General features: G+C 73.5%; 14 protein-coding genes. 11 read left to right on the top strand and 3 right to left on the bottom strand.

Features of this window, described 5'->3' with window-relative positions; translation table 11 throughout:
• Window positions 1-95 precede the first annotated feature (95 nt).
• Genes AB0389_RS00915 through AB0389_RS00895 form a run of 5 tightly spaced genes read left to right on the top strand, consistent with a single transcriptional unit; the run spans window position 96 to window position 6,327 of the window.
• Complete coding sequence (locus AB0389_RS00915; protein WP_366393425.1) at window positions 96-3,680, top strand: phosphodiester glycosidase family protein; 3,585 nt, start codon at window positions 96-98, stop codon at window positions 3,678-3,680.
• Window positions 3,681-3,689: 9 nt separating this feature from the next.
• Entirely contained in the window at window positions 3,690-3,902 is a 213-nt protein-coding gene (locus tag AB0389_RS00910) for a hypothetical protein (RefSeq protein WP_366393149.1), read from the top strand.
• Window positions 3,903-3,960: 58 nt separating this feature from the next.
• Complete coding sequence (locus tag AB0389_RS00905) at window positions 3,961-4,380, top strand: MerR family transcriptional regulator (RefSeq protein ID WP_366393148.1); 420 nt, start codon at window positions 3,961-3,963, stop codon at window positions 4,378-4,380.
• Window positions 4,377-5,345, top strand: coding sequence for an aldo/keto reductase (locus AB0389_RS00900; RefSeq protein WP_366393147.1), 969 nt, complete (start codon window positions 4,377-4,379; stop codon window positions 5,343-5,345). Before AB0389_RS00905 ends, AB0389_RS00900 begins: the two co-directional genes overlap by 4 nt.
• 58 nt (window positions 5,346-5,403) lie before the next feature.
• The gene (locus AB0389_RS00895) at window positions 5,404-6,327 is read left to right on the top strand and encodes a TIGR03564 family F420-dependent LLM class oxidoreductase (protein WP_366393146.1); all 924 of its coding nucleotides are present in this window, start codon (window positions 5,404-5,406) and stop codon (window positions 6,325-6,327) included.
• A 15-nt stretch (window positions 6,328-6,342) separates the two neighbouring features.
• Here AB0389_RS00895 and AB0389_RS00890 read toward each other — a convergent pair whose 3' ends face one another.
• Complete coding sequence (locus AB0389_RS00890) at window positions 6,343-7,209, bottom strand: NAD(P)H-binding protein (RefSeq protein ID WP_366393145.1); 867 nt, start codon at window positions 7,207-7,209, stop codon at window positions 6,343-6,345.
• Window positions 7,210-7,510: 301 nt separating this feature from the next.
• Here AB0389_RS00890 and AB0389_RS00885 point away from each other — a divergent pair, with 301 nt between their 5' ends.
• From AB0389_RS00885 to AB0389_RS00865, 5 genes are all read left to right on the top strand, one after another.
• Window positions 7,511-8,635: a type III polyketide synthase gene (locus AB0389_RS00885; RefSeq protein WP_366393144.1), complete on the top strand. Its 1,125-nt coding sequence runs from the start codon at window positions 7,511-7,513 to the stop codon at window positions 8,633-8,635.
• A 190-nt stretch (window positions 8,636-8,825) separates the two neighbouring features.
• The gene (locus AB0389_RS00880) at window positions 8,826-9,356 is read left to right on the top strand and encodes a cupin domain-containing protein (RefSeq protein ID WP_366393143.1); all 531 of its coding nucleotides are present in this window, start codon (window positions 8,826-8,828) and stop codon (window positions 9,354-9,356) included.
• A gap of 15 nt (window positions 9,357-9,371) precedes the next feature.
• Entirely contained in the window at window positions 9,372-9,944 is a 573-nt protein-coding gene (locus tag AB0389_RS00875; RefSeq protein WP_366393142.1) for a hypothetical protein, read from the top strand.
• Complete coding sequence (locus AB0389_RS00870; protein ID WP_366393141.1) at window positions 9,941-11,026, top strand: PrsW family intramembrane metalloprotease; 1,086 nt, start codon at window positions 9,941-9,943, stop codon at window positions 11,024-11,026. Before AB0389_RS00875 ends, AB0389_RS00870 begins: the two co-directional genes overlap by 4 nt.
• Window positions 11,027-11,154: 128 nt before the next feature.
• Window positions 11,155-11,454: a hypothetical protein gene (locus AB0389_RS00865; protein ID WP_366393140.1), complete on the top strand. Its 300-nt coding sequence runs from the start codon at window positions 11,155-11,157 to the stop codon at window positions 11,452-11,454.
• A 118-nt stretch (window positions 11,455-11,572) separates the two neighbouring features.
• Here AB0389_RS00865 and AB0389_RS00860 read toward each other — a convergent pair whose 3' ends face one another.
• Both AB0389_RS00860 and AB0389_RS00855 read right to left on the bottom strand, forming a co-directional pair.
• A complete protein-coding gene (locus AB0389_RS00860; RefSeq protein ID WP_366393424.1) occupies window positions 11,573-13,141 on the bottom strand; it encodes an MDR family MFS transporter in 1,569 nt (522 codons plus the stop codon).
• Window positions 13,142-13,225: 84 nt separating this feature from the next.
• Window positions 13,226-13,939 (bottom strand): helix-turn-helix domain-containing protein, encoded by a 714-nt coding sequence (locus AB0389_RS00855; RefSeq protein WP_366393423.1) that lies wholly within the window; start codon window positions 13,937-13,939, stop codon window positions 13,226-13,228.
• A gap of 54 nt (window positions 13,940-13,993) precedes the next feature.
• On the opposite strand from AB0389_RS00855, the gene AB0389_RS00850 reads away from it, so the two are divergent.
• A complete protein-coding gene (locus AB0389_RS00850) occupies window positions 13,994-14,986 on the top strand; it encodes an aldo/keto reductase (protein ID WP_366393139.1) in 993 nt (330 codons plus the stop codon).
• The last annotated feature ends 78 nt before the right edge of the window (window positions 14,987-15,064 follow it).

The following is a 15,064-nucleotide window of genomic DNA, read 5'->3' as shown; positions in this document are numbered from 1 at the left end:
CGTGCCGGGGAGAAGTGGTGGACACAGCGGGAGTCTCGCGGACGATTCCGGACCGCCCGGGCCGGTCCCGCGCGTACGCGGCGCGCACCGCCGTACTGGCCACGGCCCTGACCGCGCTGCTGGCGGGGACGCTCCCGCCGGCCGCCGCGGTCGCCGGCTCCGGGCCCGATCCCCGGCCCCGGAGCGCGGCCGAGGCGCTGCGGCCGGTCGCACCGCCGCCCGCGAGCGCCGGTGCGGGCGCCGGTGCGGGCCTGGGTACGGGCACACCGCGCGCCCGCGAAGCCGCCGGGGACGGCGCGGACGGGACCGACGGGACCGACGGGATCGAGACGGCGCGCTCCTCCCGGCCCGTCGCCCCCGGCGTCCGGCTCGCCTCGTACGACCGGCTCGAAGCCGGCGCGTGGCTGCGCGTGCACACCCTCTCCGTCGATCTCGCGGCCGGCGCGGGCGTCGAGCATCTGTCCTCCGGCCGGGTCTCCGACCGCCGTCCGGTCTCGGAGCTCGCCGCCCGGCACGACCCGGGGCCCGGCCGCCGTACCGTCGCCGCGCTCAACGGTGACTTCTTCGACATCAACGGGACGGGCGCGCCGCAGGGCCCCGCCCTCGCGGCCGGCCGGCTCGTGCAGTCGGCGGGCGCGGGCGCCGAACGGGCCGTCGGCATCGGCCCGGGGAACGCGGGCCGGCTCCTGCGGCTGTACTTCGACGGTACGGTGACGCTCCCCTCGGGGCCGCGCGCGCTCGCCGCGTACAACGCGGCGCGGGTGCCCGCCGACGGGATCGGCGCCTATACGGCCGGCTGGGGAGCCGCCGACCGCGCGCTCACCGTGGACCGGGCGGTCCCGGTCGCCGAAGCGGCCGTACGGGACGGCCGGGTCCGGTCGGTGACGGACCGTCCGGGCACAGGCCCGGTCGTGGCGGGCACCACCGTCCTCGTCGGCAGGGAAGCGGGCGCGCGGGCGCTCGCCGCGCTGCGGCCCGGTGATCCGGTCGCGCTGGAGTACCGGCCGCGCACCGACGGCGGGCCGCTGCCCCGGACCGCCGTCGGCGGCCGTGAGCTGCTCGTGGTGGACGGCGTGGCGCGGCGCCACGAGGGCGCGGGCAACAACACCGCCGCGTCGCGCACCGCCGTCGGCTTCTCCCGCGACGGCTCCGTCATGCGGGTGATCACGGTCGACGGCCGGCAGGCCGACAGCGGCGGCGTCACCCTGACCGAGCTGGGACTGATGATGCGCCGGGCGGGTGCCTACAACGCGCTGAACCTCGACGGCGGTGGCTCCGCCACCCTCGTCGCCCGCGCCCCCGGCAGCGATGTCCTGAGCGTCGCGAACAGCCCGTCCGACGGCGGCGAGCGCCCGGTCCCCAACGGGCTCGCCATCACCGCGCCGGCCGGCAGCGGACGCCTCGCGGGCTTCCGGGTCGAGACCCGTACGCCCCCGGCCGGGGCGCCGACCGCCGATCCCGTGAAGGGCGGCCACCCGGAGCGGGTCTTCCCCGGGCTGACGCGCCGGCTCACCGCCACCGGCCACGACGAGACGTACGGACCGGCGGCCGGCCGTCCGCGCTGGCGCGCCGTACGGCCCTCGGTGGGCCGTGTCGACGCCGCCGGGGTGTTCACCGCCCGGGCCGGCGGCACCACGGAGGTACGCGCCGAACAGGGGCGGGCCGGCGGCAGGACGGAGCTGACGGTGCTCGACCCGCTCGCCCGGCTCCTGCCGACCACCGAGCGCGTCGCCCTCGCCGACACGGCGGCGACCGGCACCTTCGGCCTCGTCGGTCTCGACGCGCACGGTGCCAGTGCCCCGGTCGAACCCGCCGACGCACGGCTCGACTACGACCCCGCGCGGTTCTCCGTCACCGACGACGGACACGGCTCCTTCACCGTGCGGGCCCCTGCCGGCGGCGCCGGCCGGATCACGGCGACGGTGGCCGGGGTCACGGCCGTCCTCGCCGTCACCGTCGGACTCGACGAGCGGCCGGTGGCCGGCTTCGACGACGCGGCGTCCTGGACGTTCGGCCAGGCGCGCGCGGGCGGCTCGCTCGCGGCGACCCCGGACGGGCACACCGGCACCGGGCTCACCCTCACGTACGACTTCACCCGGTCCACCGCCAACCGCGCCGCCTACGCCAACCCGCCGCGGCCGGTTCCGGTGCCGGGGCGACCGCAGTCCTTCACGCTCTGGATCAAGGGCGACGGCCGGGGCGCCTGGCCCACCCTGCACCTCAAGGACGCGGCCGGCTCCGACCAGTTGCTGCGCGGCCCGTACCTCACCTGGACCGGCTGGCGGCGCGTGACGTTCGCCGTACCTCCGGGGGCCGCCGCGCCGCTGAGCGTCGAGCGCTTCTATCTCGCCGAGACCGCGGCCGACCGGCAGTACACCGGCGCGATCACCGTGGACGAGCTGACGGCTCAGGTGCCGCCCGCCGTGGAACTGCCGGAACCGGCGCGCCCGGCCGATCCGCTGATCACCACGGCGGCCCGGGTGGCGGGCCGGGACTGGCGTTTCGCGGTGATGTCCGACGCGCAGTTCGTCGCCCGGGACCCGGACAGCGCGATCGTGGCGCGGGCCCGCCGCACCCTGCGCGAGATCAGGGCCGTGAAGCCGGACTTCCTGATCGTCAACGGCGATCTCGTGGACGAGGGCGCGCCCGAGGACCTCGAACTCGCCCACGCCCTGCTGACGCGGGAGTTGGGCGACGCGCTGCCCTGGTACTACGTACCGGGCAACCACGAGGTGATGGGCGGCTCCATCGACCGGTTCGTGGCGCGGTTCGGGCCCGCCCAGCGGGTCGTCGACCACCGCGGCACCCGGCTCCTGACGCTCGACACCTCCCGGCTGACCCTGCGCGGCGGCGGCCTCGCCCAGATCAGGGCGGTACGGGACCAGCTCGACGCGGCGGCCGGGGACGACCGGGTGGGCTCGGTCCTCGTCGTCACGCACGTACCGCCGCGCGATCCGACCGGGCAGCGGGCCAGCGAGCTGGCCGACCGCAAGGAGGCGGCCCTGCTGGAACGGTGGCTCGCGGACTTCCGCCGGACGACGGGCAAGGGCGCCGCCTTCATCGGCGGCCACGCCGGAGTGTTCGACGCCTCGCGGGTGGACGGGGTGCCGTATCTGGTCAACGGCAACACGGGGAAGGCCCCGGCAGGACCGGCCGACCGCGGCGGCTTCACGGGCTGGTCACTGGTCGGAGTGGACCGGGTGACGCGCGCGCGGTGGACGGACGCGCGGCTGCGGCCGTGGCGCGGCGGGCCCGACTGGCTCTCCGTACAGACGCGTGCGCACACGGACGGGCTGACCCTGACGGCGCCGGCGGCCCTGGCGGCAGGCCGGAGCGCGCGCGTCACGGCGACGGTCACGCAGGGGACGGGCGCGCGGGCGCGGGCGGTGCCGGCCGCCTTCCCGCTCAGCGCCGACTGGACCGGCTCGCGCTCCCTGCGCATCGGCTCCCGGAGCGGTGCCCGCCCCCACCACACGGCGGTCTTCGACCCGGCCACCGGCACCATCACCGCCCTGCGCCCCGGCCGTGTCACGCTGTCGGTGACGGTCGGCGGGGTGACCCGGCGGGCGGAGATCCGGATCGCGGCGACTTCGGAACGCACCGCCCCGGGCCCGCCCGCGACTTTGGTAGGCATGCTCGCTGCCGATGGCCAATGGCCTTCCCCGGTACGCCGTTTCTAGCCTTCACGGGTGAAGACCTTCCTCGGATTCCTGTCCTTTCTTCTGCTCTCCCAAGGAGTGGGTGGCGTGCTGTACGAGTTGACCGGCGGCTGGTTCAGACTCTGGTCGGTGGTGTTTAGGAACGGCCTCTTCGACGGGTACGAGCTCGCCGTGAGCGCCGTCCTGATCGTGGCGGGCGTCGCGGTGGGCGCGGCGGCCTCGGCCCGCCGGTGGGGCGTGTAGCCGGGGTGCGGCCGTCACCGTTTGCCCTGGAGCGCGCTCCAGGGTGGAGGGTGGAGTCATGACTTCAGTGGTTCCCCGGCGGGTGCCGGATCCGGAGATTCCGCCGGGCGGTCTGACGATCGGCGAGGCCGCCGCCCGCTGCGGCCTCAGCATCGACACACTGCGCTACTACGAGCGCGAGGGTCTGACGGCCGAGCCCGCCGATCGCGCGGCCTCCGGGCAGCGGCGGTACTTCGCGCGGGATCTGAACTGGCTGGACGGCATCGTGATGCTCCGCGGCACCGGCATGCCGATCCGCGACATCCGCGCGTACACCGAGATCTGCCGCCGGGAGAACAACGAGGCCGAGCGGCTCGCGGTGCTGGAGCAGCACCGCGAGCGCGTGCTCGAACAGCTCAACGAGACCCGGAGTCATCTGAAGGCCATCGAGCGCAAGATCAGTTTTTACCGCGAACGGAAGGGCGTCTCCTCCTCATGAAAACCGTGACACTCGGATCGCAGGGTCTCACCGTCTCCGCCGAGGGACTGGGTGCGATGGGCATGAGCGTCTGGTACGGCCCGCGCGACGAGCGCGAGGCCGTGGCCACGCTCAACCGGGCCGTGGACATCGGCGTCACGTTCATCGACACGGCCGAGGCGTACGGCCCGTTCGAGAACGAGAAGCTGATCGGCCGCGCGCTCGGCACACGGCGTGACGAGATCACCCTCGCCACGAAGTTCGCCACCGAGTTCGACGACGACGGCACGCCCCACGGGCCCAACGGCAGCGCCGCGTACGCGCACCGCTCCGTGGACCGCTCCCTGCGCCACCTCGGTACGGATGTCATCGACCTCTACTATCTGCACCGCGTCGACCCGAAGGTGCCGGTCGAGGAGAGCGTCGGCGCCATGAGCGAGATGGTCCGGGCCGGGAAGGTGCGCTACATCGGGCTCTCGGAGGCCACCCCCGACCAGATCCGCCGGGCGCACGCCGTCCATCCGCTGACGGCGCTCCAGTCGGAGTACTCCCTGTTCAGCCGGGACGTCGAGCACAACACGGTGCTGGCGACGGTGCGGGAGCTGGGCATCGGGTTCGTGGCGTTCTCCCCGCTGGGCCGGGGCTTCCTCTCCGGGAAGATCACCCGCCGCGACGACCTCGCCCCGGACGACGCCCGCCGCGGACTGCCCCGGTTCACCGAGGAGAACATCGCGGCGAACCTGGCGGTCGTCCACAAGGTCACCGAACTGGCCGCGGCCAAGGGCATCACCCCCACCCAGCTCACGCTGGCCTGGCTGCTGGCCCAGGACGTCGTCCCCATCCCCGGCACCAAGCGGCGCACCTACCTCGAACACAACGCCGAGGCCGCGGACATCCACCTCAGCGCCGAGGACCTGGCGGCGATCGACGCGGCGGCGCCGCACGGCATCGCGGCGGGTGCCCGGGAGCGCCCGTCACACAACTGACAGAGAGCCGTCACACACCACAGGAATGCGTGGCGGGCCGCCGCTGGTTTTCACGGGCATGACCGTAGGAGTAGCACTCAACGCGGCAGACGCCGACAACCAGATCGATGCCACCGTGCGGCTCGCCCGCGAGGCCGCCGCCGCGGGGCTGCGGTCCGCCTGGTTCGGGCAGACCTTCGGCGCCGACTCGCCGCAGCTCGCGGCGATCGTGGGGCGGGAGGTGCCCGGCCTGCACGTGGGCACGTCCGCGATCCCCGTCTTCGGCCGCCACCCGCTGCTGATCTCCAGCCAGGCCCAGACCGCCCAGGCGGCCACGCACGGCCGCTACCACCTCGGGCTGGCGCTCGGAACCAAGCGACTGACCGAGACGGGTTTCGGGATCCCCTTCGAGCGGCCCATCGCCCGCCTGCGTGAATTCCTCACCGCTCTGCGTCAGTTGACCGAGACCGGTACCGCGGACTTCCACGGCGAGCTGCTCACCGCGCGTCCCCCGATGTCCGCGCGCGTGTCCGGCGCCGAGGCCGGTGTGCCGCTGCTCGTGGCCGCGATGGGGCCGCAGGCGCTGCGTGCCAGTGGCGAGCTGGCGGACGGGATCCTGCCCTATCTGGCCGGGCCGCGCGCCCTGGAGGAACACATCGTCCCGGCCGTCACCGCGGCGGCGCGGGCCGCGGGCCGACCCGCGCCGCGGATCGTCGCGCTGGTGTACGGCGTGGTCACCGACGACGTCGACCGGGTACGCGAGAAGGCCGCCCAACAGCTCGCGTTCTACGAGCAGTTCCCGTCCTACGCGCGGGTCATCGGACTCTCCGGCGGCCTGCGGGCCGTCGATGTGGCCGTGATCGGTGACGAGGAGCGGGTTGCCGCCGAGGTACGGCGTTACCGGGACGCCGGTGCGACGGAGGTGGTGTTCTCGGGGACGGAGATCGCCGGGGACGCCGACCGGCGCCGTACCTGGGAGCTGCTCGGGGATCTGGCGGGCTGACGCCGACGCGCGGGCTCACGCCCGGGCCGCGCCGAATGCCTCCGCGTGGTCCCGTGCCCACGCGCGGTACGGGGTCGCCGGGCGGCCCAGAAGGCGCGGCAGGTCCGGTTCCACGCCCGCCTTGACTCCCGAGCCCTGCCGGAGGGCGCTCTCCAGCAGGGCGTCCGCCACCGGCGCCGGGAAGCGCGCCAGCAGGTCGCGGTGGGCACGGTCGCGGTCCAGGCGCTCCAGGCGCAGGGGGCGTGCCAGGACGTCGGAGAGGACGGCGAGCTGATCGGCGGCGCTGAGGGCCGCCGGGCCGGTGAGGGCGTGCGCGCGGCCCGGGGCGCCGGGGACGGGGCCGGTGAGGGCCAGCGCCGCGGCATCCGCGATGTCGCGCGGGTCGACGGTCGCGTTGGCCGAGACCCCGTCGACAACGCGCACCACCCCCTCCGCGCGGATCGACCCCGCCCAGCCCAGCGTGTTGGACATGAAGGACCGCGGACGCAGGAAGGTCCGGCCGAGGCCCGACGCCCGCAGCACCTCCTCGCAGGACCGCTGCCAGCGGGTGATCAGGTCGGTCGCGTCCGGCTCTGTCACCGCCCGCGCGGACAGTTTCACCACATGGCGTACGCCCCGGGCGCGCGCCGCGGCGACGAACCGCTCGTCATGGTCGGGGGCGAGCGGATCGGCCGTCACCAGCAGCGCGGCACTGACGCCGGTCAGCGCGGCCGCCAGACTCGTGGCGTCGGCGAAGTCACCGCCCACCACCTCGGTCCCGGGACCCGCGAGCGCCGCGATACGGCGCGGATCGCGGGCGAGGAGCCGGACCGGCTCGCCGGTGCGCAGCCGCCTCGCCACCAGCCCTCCGACGGTGCCCGTGACACCGGTCAGCAGGATCATCGCTCACGTCCTCCCACGTACTCCCACGTACTGCCCCGTCGCACCACCGTGCGCCGCGGTCCCGTCCGGCACCCCCTGAACGGACGATACGGACCGGACCTTCCCCTACGTTCCGTAGTCGCACCGGGCGGCCCTGACGGTCCCTCGGCTGCCGTGCCCGGGCCGCGCGCCGCCCGCCGGAGGGCCGGCCGGGGAGCCCGTACCCCCCTCTTCCGGCGGACCGTCCCGGGTTGCGGGGTGGTGGGCCATCCGTGAGTGTGGGCCGCAGTTCACAGTGAACACCAATGAAGGAGAGCGTGTCGTGGCGACTCTGTGTAAACCCGCGGTCTCGGTTCCCGAACATGTGATCACCATGGAGGACACACTCGCTCTCGCCCGCTCGCTCCACGCCGACCACCCGCAACTGCCGCTCGCGCTGCGGCTGATCGAGAACACCGGCGTGACCAAGCGCCATATCGTCCAGCCCATCGAGGAGACGCTCAGACACCCCGGCTTCGAGGACCGGAACGTGCTCTACGAGGCCGAGGCGAAAGCCCGTGTGCCCGAGGTCGTCCGGCGCGCCCTGGACCACGCCGAGCTGCGTCCCGCGGACATCGACATGATCGTGTACGTCTCGTGCACCGGGTTCATGATGCCGTCCCTGACGGCCTGGATGATCAACACGATGGGGTTCCCCGGCCACACACGGCAGCTGCCGATCGCCCAGCTCGGCTGCGCGGCGGGCGGCGCGGCCATCAACCGGGCGCACGACTTCTGCCGGGCGTACCCCGGATCGAACGTCCTCATCGTGGCGTGCGAGTTCTGCTCGCTCTGCTACCAGCCCACCGACCTCGGTGTCGGCTCGCTGCTCTCCAACGGGCTCTTCGGCGACGCGGTCGCCGCCGCCGTCGTCCGGGGCGAGGGCGGCACCGGCATCACGATGGAGCGCAACGGCTCCCACCTCGTGCCCGACACCACGGACTGGATCGCCTACAGCGTCCGCGCCACCGGCTTCCACTTCCTGCTGGACAAGCGCGTCCCCACCACCATGGAACCGCTGGCGCCCGCCCTGCGCACCATGGCCGACCAGCACGGCTGGGACGCCACCGGGCTCGACTTCTACATCATCCACGCCGGCGGCCCCCGTATCCTCGACGACCTCAGCCACTTCCTCGAAGTGCCGCCCGAGGCATTCCGGTTCAGCCGCGGCACCCTCACCGAGTACGGCAACATCGCCAGCGCGGTCGTCCTGGACGCGGTGCGCAGGCTCTTCGACGAGGGCGCCGTGGGCGACGGCGCGCGCGGCATCGTCGCCGGCTTCGGCCCCGGGATCACCGCCGAGATGGCGCTGGGGCGGTGGACCTCCTCCGGGGGCACCGTCAGCGCCGCCGCACGGGACCGGCAGATCCTGGCCGGCGCGGGCCGCAGCCCGGAACGGGTGAGCTGAGCCGGGTGCGTGGAGTGCGCGGTGCGTGTGGCGTGTGCGGGGCGCGCGGGCCCGCCGGACCGGGCCCGGTCCGACGCCCGCCGCAACACACTCCGGCGGGTCCTTCGCGGCCGGTCCGGTCGGGGCGATCATGAGCGCGCGCCGACCGGGCACCGGCCGGCCGCCACCCACTCACCGTCCAGGAGACCGCATGACCCAGCTGGCGCGGCCCGAGGGGCTCATCGTCCCCCCGGGCGGGGGCAACACCATCCGTACACCGGCCCAGCAGGTGACCTTCAAGGTCACCGGGGAGCACTCCCGGGTCTCCTCCAGCTTCGAGGTGATCGTGCCGCCGGGCTTCGACGTCGGTGCCCACCGGCACGTCCGCAGCGAGGAGCTGTTCTACGTCCTCGACGGTGAACTGGACGTGCTGGCCTTCGAACCGAGGGTACGGACCGACGACTGGCGCCACTGGGAGTCGGAGTCCGGCCTGACAGCGGTACGGGCCACCCCGGGCACCGTCATCGTCGTACCGCCGGGCTGCCCGCACGCGTTCGCCAACCGGACAGGACAGCCCGTGAAGATGTTCTTCCAGGCGTCCCCGCCGTCCGACCACGAGCGGTACTTCGAGGAGCTGCTCGACATCCTCAAGGACGGTGGTTCCCCCGACCCGGAGGCGATCGCCGGTCTCCGGGTGCGCTACGACATCGAGCAGCTCACCCCGCTGCGCCACGAACCCTGAAGGGACTGCCCGACGGTGGACACCGGACATCCGCCCCGGCGGACGGCGCCGGTCGTCGCCGCCGTCGTGCTCGTCATGGCCGCGCTGACGGCCGGCTGGCAGCTGATCGGCCGGGCCCTGAACGACCGTCAGCCGCTGCCGCGCGGCGCCGTGCTGGAGCTGGGGCCCGATCCGGCCCTGCTGCGGGTGGCGGGTGACGGCTGGTCGCTGAGCAGGTCGCGGAGCGACGCCGGCTCCACGTACGCGCTGACCCGCGCCGGGGTCGACGTGGTCGCCGCGTATGTCGGTCTCACCGAGGCCGCCGGGGCCGGGGAGCTGTGGGCGGGGCTGCGCCGGGTCCAGTCGGTCGCGGACGGCGACAGCCGGCTGGGCGCGCCGCGGGCGCTCACCGCCCGCTCGGGCGCCCGGGGCAGGACCGGGGCGCTGACCAGGGACGGCCGTACGGGCACGGCCACGCTCTGGCTGCCGCCCGGCGGCGGATACGCCGTGGAGATCACCGTCCTGGCGCGGCCGGACGCCGGGGCCGGCGCGGTCGCGGCCGCCACGGCGCTGGCGCACAGCGTGTCGTTCCCCGGGCAGCGGCCGTGAGGGCCGGCGCCGTGCCGCCGGGGCCCTCGGCGTACGGGACGGTGCGCGGCTCGCTGCGCCGGTGGCCGGTCGGCTGGCTCTGCGCCGTACTGTGCCTGCTCGGCGCGGCCCTGGTCGTCTTCGAGTTCTCGGCCGTCATCCGGGTCTTCCCCGACCTCGCGCTGCTGGCCTTCGCCCTGCTGCTGCTCACGGTCGTGGTGGGCAAGGCCGCTCTGGCGCGCGTACGGCCGTTCCGCGATCCGCCGCGCGGCTGGGCGTGGAGCGGCGTCGCGTGGGGAGCCAGTGCGGCGACCGCGTGCGCCCTCGTCGCCAACGACGGGCTCCAGTCCATCTGGGACAGGGCCGCCGGAGTCGGCTTCGGCTCGCGCTGGGGAGCGGCGCTCACCGCGCCGCTGAACGAGGAACTGCTCAAGTTCTCCGGCGTCGTCCTGATCGCAGTCGTCGCCCGCCGGCTGGTCCGCGGCCCGCTGGACGGGTTCTTCCTCGGCGCGTTCACCGGACTCGGCTTCCAGGTGGTGGAGAACTGGACGTACGCGATGAACGCGATCCTGGCCGGCGGCGGGGTGAACGGCGTCACCGAGGTCACCCAGTCCTTCACCACCCGGGTCCTGCTGACCGGTCTCGGCTCGCACTGGGCGATGAGCGCCGTCGCCGGGACCGGCGCCGGTGTGCTGTTCGCGCACAGCGACCGGCCGGTGCGCCGGCGGCTCGCGCCGGCCGCCGCCTGTGTGCTGACCGCCATGGGCATGCACGCGCTCTTCGACGCGCCCGTGCTGGACTCCGCCGCCGGCCTCGGGATCAAGGTCGCCGTCAACTTCCTTGTCGCTGTGGGCTTTTACACGGTCCTGCGCCACCGGGCCCGCCGCCGCGCCCGCGCCTTCCTGATGTCGGAGCGCACCCCGCTCAGCGCCGACCTGCTCACGCGCCGCTCCCGCCGCCGCGCGCTGGAACGGGTGGCGCCCGTCCGCCGCCCCGCCGCGGCGGCGCGCGCCACGTCCTATCTCGACCTCGTCGAGGAGCGGGCCGCCCTCGACGAGGCCGCCCCCGGCCAGGCATCAGACATGAACATCATTACCAAATGATCGTCGCACCCGAATGCCGTACACCACGGTGACGCGGTCGGCGGTCCGTCGTTACGGAGGCGAATTCAGGCCAACAGCGCCCGGAGCGACCGGGTGTCACCGCCTGCCGAGCACGACCGGAGAGTGCCATGACGACAACCGCGCACGCCCCCCATCCGAACCACGCGCACGAGCACGGCGCGGGCTGCGGCCATGTGGCCGTCCCGCACGACGATCACGTCGACTACGTGCACGACGGGCATCTGCACCAGGTCCACGAGGACCACGTCGACGAGTGCGAGCCGGGCGGCCACGCCCCGCACGGCGGCCACGACCACCGGCACGGCGCGGGCTGCGGTCATGTGGCGGTGCCGCACGGCGACCACGTGGACTACGTACACGACGGACACCGGCACGCCGAGCACGAGGGCCACTGGGACGACCACTGACGCACTGACGGCTGACGCGGTGCCCACTGCCCGCTGACCGCGACGCCAACGGCCCCGGCCGCTCCCTGACGGAGGAGCGGCCGGGGCCGGGTCGTACGGTGCGGCCGGGAGCCCGCTCTCAGCCCACCGGGGTGGTCCTGACGGGGAGGCCCTCCTCTGCCGCCTTTTCCGCCGCTTCCTCGGCGAGCCGCTCCATGCCGCTCGTCGTCTTGAGGGGCTTCTCCTTGAGGAAGACCACCGCGATCACCGTGAGCGCCGCGATCGGCGCGGCGACCAGGAAGAGCTCCGCCGTGGCCACGCCGTAGGCGTGCTCCACGATGTCCCGCATTGCCGGGGGAAGCTGCGACATGTCGGGCACGGCGTGCCCGCCGGAGCCGCCGGAGGCCCCGCCGCCCGCGTCACCGAGGCTCTTGCTCATCTCGGCGGAGACCCGGTTGGCCAGGATCGCGCCGAGCACGCTCGTCCCGATCGTGCCGCCCATGCTGCGGAAGAACGTCAGGACGGAGGTGGCGGCGCCCAGTTCCGCGGCCGGGACGTCGTTCTGCGCCACGAGGACCAGGTTCTGCATCAGCAGGCCGACACCGATACCGAGGATGGTCATGTAGACGCTGAGCAGGATGAAGCTCGTACCGGCGTCGATCGTGGCCAGCATGCCCAGCCCCGCCGTCATGGTGACGGCGCCGACGATCAGGTAGATCTTCCACCTGCCGGTGGAGCTGATGAGCTGTCCGGCGACGGTCGAGGAGACCAGCAGCCCGAGGATCAGCGGCAGCCCCATCAGACCGGCGACGGTGGGGGACTTGCCGAGCGAGATCTGGAAGTACTGCGAGAGGAAGACGGTGCCGCCGAACATGGCCAGTCCGACCAGCAGGCTCGCGACGGTGGTGAGGCTGACCGTCCGGTTGCGGAAGATGTCCAGCGGTATGACCGGCTCGGGGACATGGGCCTCGACGTAGACCGCGGCCCCCAGCAGGGCGACTCCCGTGAACGTCAGGGCGAACGTCTGCCAGGAGAGCCAGTCGAAGTTGTTGCCCGCCAGCGAGGTCCAGATGAGCAGCGCGCTGACGCCCGCGACGATCAGGAACGCGCCCAGGTAGTCGATCTTCACCTCACGGCGGACCATGGGCAGCCGCAGCGTGCGCTGGATCAGCAGGATCGCGGCCAGCGCGAACGGTACGCCGATGAAGAAGCACCAGCGCCAGCCCAGCCACGAGGTGTCCACCATGACCCCGCCGATCAGCGGTCCGGAGACCGTACCGACGGCGATGACGGCGCCGAAGATCCCGGCGTACTTGCCCAGCCTGCGGGGCGGGACGATGGCCGCCATGACGATCTGCGCGAGGGCGGTCAGCCCTCCGGCGCCGATTCCCTGGACGACCCGGCTGAAGATCAGCAGCCCCACCCCCTGCGAGAAGCCCGCGAGGAGGGAGCCCACGATGAACAGGGCCAGCGAGAGCTGGAGCAGCAGCTTCTTGTCGTAGAGGTCGGAGAGCTTCCCCCACAGGGGCACGCTCGCCGTCATGGCGAGCAGCTCGGAGGTGACCACCCAGGTGAACGCGGACTGGCTGCCGTTGAGGTCGGCGATGATCCGGGGCAGGGCGTTGGCCACCACGGTGCCGGCCAGGATGGCGACGAACATCCCCGCCATCAGCCCGGACATCGCCTGGAGTATCTGGCGGTTGGTCATGGAGGTCGGCGCCTGTTCGGGCGCCTCGGCTGAACTCACGTGTCCTTCTTCTTTCAAACGGGGAAGTGGAGGGTCGCTGCGGATTCAGCCGCCGGTGGGCGGTTCCGCGAGCCCGGCGGCCAACTGGTCGAAGACGCGCCGGAAGATGTCGGAGAACGTGATGGGCCGTCCCTGCGCGAACGAGTGCTCGACGGCGACCCGTACGGCGGTGGTGGCGACGGCGGCGAGCAGCCTCGGGTAGAGACCGAGGTCGGAGGTGCCGATCGGACGGCACGGGCCGGGCTCGCCGGCGTCGGCCGGTGCCCCGGCGCGCTCCGCCGTGCGGGCGACGCGCGCCGGATCCGCGCAGAGCCGGTCGGCGATCGCCTCGGCGAGCAGGACCTCCTCGGCGATGTGCAGTCCCAGACCGCGGACCATCAGATGCGGGGAGCGCTGGAGCACCTTGGCCCGCAGACCCCAGATCTCCTGCCGCCCCTCCACGTCCCTGAGTTCGACGGCCAGGGCGTCGCGGACGACGGCGAGGGCGGGTGGCCCGGCGGGCGTCTCGCGCACCGCGCGCCGGATCCGCTCCCCGGCCTCCGGGTCGAGCATGACGAACGCGTCGTCGTGGCACTCGAAGTAGTTGAAGAACGTACGCGGCGAGACACCGGCCGCCTCGCTGATCGCCTCGACGGTGACGTTCTCGGCGCCGTGCTCGGCGGCCAGCCGCACCGCGGCCTCCGCCAGGGCCGCCCGGGTGGCCCGCTTCTTGCGCTCCCGGAGCCCCGGGGCAGTGCCGTCACTGTTCACGTATTGCAGAGTATGCAAAAATGCAGCATCCGCAAAATTATTTTCCGGTCGGTCGGTCGTAGCATGATCCGTATGGAGCAGCGTGTACTGAGCAGGACAGGGCGAGCGGTCTCCGCCGTCGGACTGGGAACGTGGCAGCTGGGCGCGGACTGGGGCGCGGTCGCCGAACCGGACGCGTTCGCCGTCCTGGACGCGGCGGTCGAGTCGGGCGTCACGTTCTTCGACACGGCCGACGTGTACGGAGACGGCCGCAGTGAGCGGCTGATCGGCCGTTATCTGAAGGACCGGCCGGACGCCGGGGTGTACGTCGCGACGAAGATGGGCCGGCGCGCCGAGCAGATCCCCGAGAACTACGTACTGGACAACTTCCGCGCCTGGAACGACTGTTCCCGGGCCAACCTCGGGGTGGACACCCTCGACCTCGTACAGCTGCACTGCCCGCCCTCGTCCGTCTACTCCTCCGACGAGGTCTTCGACGCGCTCGACACCCTGGTGGCGGAGGCACGGATCGCGGCCTACGCGGTGAGTGTCGAGACCTGCGCAGAGGCGCTGACGGCGATCGCGCGGCCGGGGGTCGCGAGCGTGCAGATCATCCTCAACCCGTTCCGGACGAAGCCGCTCGAAGAGGTGCTGCCGGCGGCCCGGGCCGCCGGGGTCGGCATCATCGCGAGGGTTCCGCTCGCCTCCGGCCTGCTCTCCGGGAAGTACACCGGGGAGACCGTCTTCGCCGCGGACGACCACCGCACGTACAACCGTCTCGGCGAGGCGTTCGACCGGGGCGAGACGTTCTCGGGCGTCGACTACGCGACGGGGCTCGCGGCCGCCGCCGAGTTCGCCGGGCTGGTGGCCGACGGCGCCACGCCGGCGCAGACCGCGCTGCGCTGGATCATCCAGCAGCCGGGTGTCAGCAGCGTCATCCCCGGCGCGCGCTCCGTCGGCCAGGTCCGCGCCAACAGCGCCGCCGCCGGACTGCCGCCGCTCACCGCGCCGGTCCTGGACGCCGTACAGGAGCTGTACGACCGGCGGCTGCGGGCCTCGGTGCACCCGCACTGGTAGGCGGAGAACCGGCGGAGGAGCGGCGAACGGGTGACGGGGAGCCGTTCGCGCTCCGATCGAGCGGCGCGAACGCAAGAG

It is taken from the genome of Streptomyces sp. NPDC093109 (genome assembly GCF_040701725.1).
Taxonomy (GTDB): domain Bacteria; phylum Actinomycetota; class Actinomycetes; order Streptomycetales; family Streptomycetaceae; genus Streptomyces.
The sequence above is the reverse complement of the archived record's forward strand: the minus strand, read 5'-3'. Positions and strand labels throughout refer to the sequence as shown.